We start from the raw sequence: 1,401 nt of genomic DNA on the forward strand, positions 1-1,401 counted from the left end.
CCGGCGTCGTTCCGGGGCTAGATGGGGTATTCGGGGTGCGTCGCGCGGTGGAAGCGGCATGATGGTGCTCCGAACCAACCTCGGAGCCCTGCCATGGACCAGCAGCACCACGTCGGCCTCGATGTCTCCGTGAAGGAGACCGCGATCTGCATCGTCGATCCCCACGGCAAGGTCGTGCACCGCGCCACGGTCGAGAGCCATCCCGAGGTTATCAGCCGGCATCTCAGCGACCTCGGGCACAGCTACGGGCGTGTCGGCCTGGAGGCGGGGCCGCTCTCGCCCTGGCTCTACGCTGGCCTGGTCGAGGCAGGGCTCCCGGCGATCTGCGTTGAGACCCGTCACATGCACGCCGCCCTCTCGGCGCGCATCAACAAGACCGACCGCAACGACGCCATGGGCATCGCCCAGATGATGCGGGTCGGCCTGTTCAAGCCGGTTCACGTCAAGACGCCGGCCAGCCAGCAACGCCGCCTGCTCCTGACCTCGCGCAAGCTCCTGCAGCGCAAGGCCTACGACATCGAGAGCGACCTACGCGGCCAGTTGCGCAACTTCGGCCTCAAGGTCGGCGTCGTGGGGGCTGCTGGGTTCGAGCAGCGCGTGCGCGACCTCGTGCTTGATCTGCCGTTCGTCGCGGCCGTGGTCCTGCCGCTGCTGGAGGCACGCTCCGCGCTGCGGACCCAGCTCGCCAAGCTGCACAAGATGCTGCTGGACCAGGTCCGTACCGATCCGATCTGCCGGCGGCTGATGACCGCGCCTGGCGTCGGGCCGATAGTGGCGTTGACCTACCGCACCTGCGTCGACAATCCGGCTCGGTTCGGGCGCTCGCAATGCGTTGGGGCACATTACGGTCTGACGCCGCGGCTCTACCAGTCCGGCGAGACGATGCGGATCGGACGGATCTCGAAGTGCGGGGACACGATGATGCGTGCCGCGCTGTATGAGGCCGCGCTCGTGCTGCTGACCAGCCCGCGCGGCCGGTGGTCCTCGCTGAAGGTCTGGGGACTGGCGGTGGCCAAGCGGCGGGGCATGCAGAAGGCGCTCGTGGCCGTCGCCCGCAAGCTGGCGATTGTGCTGCACCGCATGTGGCGCGACGAGACGGACTTCCGCTGGTCGGTCGCGACCGCCACGGCGGCCTGAGGCCCGCACACCAGCATAACGCAACACCGAGCTCCTCCGGCGTGGAGGAGGTCCCTGTGGGGACGACGGGAACGGGTGAGACCGAGGAAACTCAAGCGTCGGTTCCGCCGAGCGCGCGGCTTAGATGGCTCCACCCACTCCCTCTGATCCCATCATGAGGCGGCCCACGTCGACCTCGGAGAGAAGCAAGAGCTCCACAGGACCGTTCACGCGCCGAACCAGGATGCGCACGAAAGGGAGTTGACCGATGAACCCCGAATAGAG

The 1,401-nt window shown here is 67.8% G+C and carries 1 protein-coding gene; it reads left to right on the plus strand.

The genetic code is table 11. The features are described 5' to 3' along the window. Window positions 1–93 precede the first annotated feature (93 nt). Window positions 94–1,137: an IS110 family RNA-guided transposase gene (locus AC0IWM_RS23660; RefSeq protein WP_471759112.1), complete on the plus strand. Its 1,044-nt coding sequence runs from the start codon at window positions 94–96 to the stop codon at window positions 1,135–1,137. Window positions 1,138–1,401: the final 264 nt, after the last annotated feature.

It is taken from the genome of Methylobacterium sp. AC433, from assembly GCF_979253015.1.

Excerpts from the sequence above, each read along its gene's own strand:
- AC0IWM_RS23660 (WP_471759112.1), top strand. The coding sequence starts at position 94 with ATGGACCAGCAGCACCACGTCGGCCTCGATGTCTCCGTGAAGGAGACC.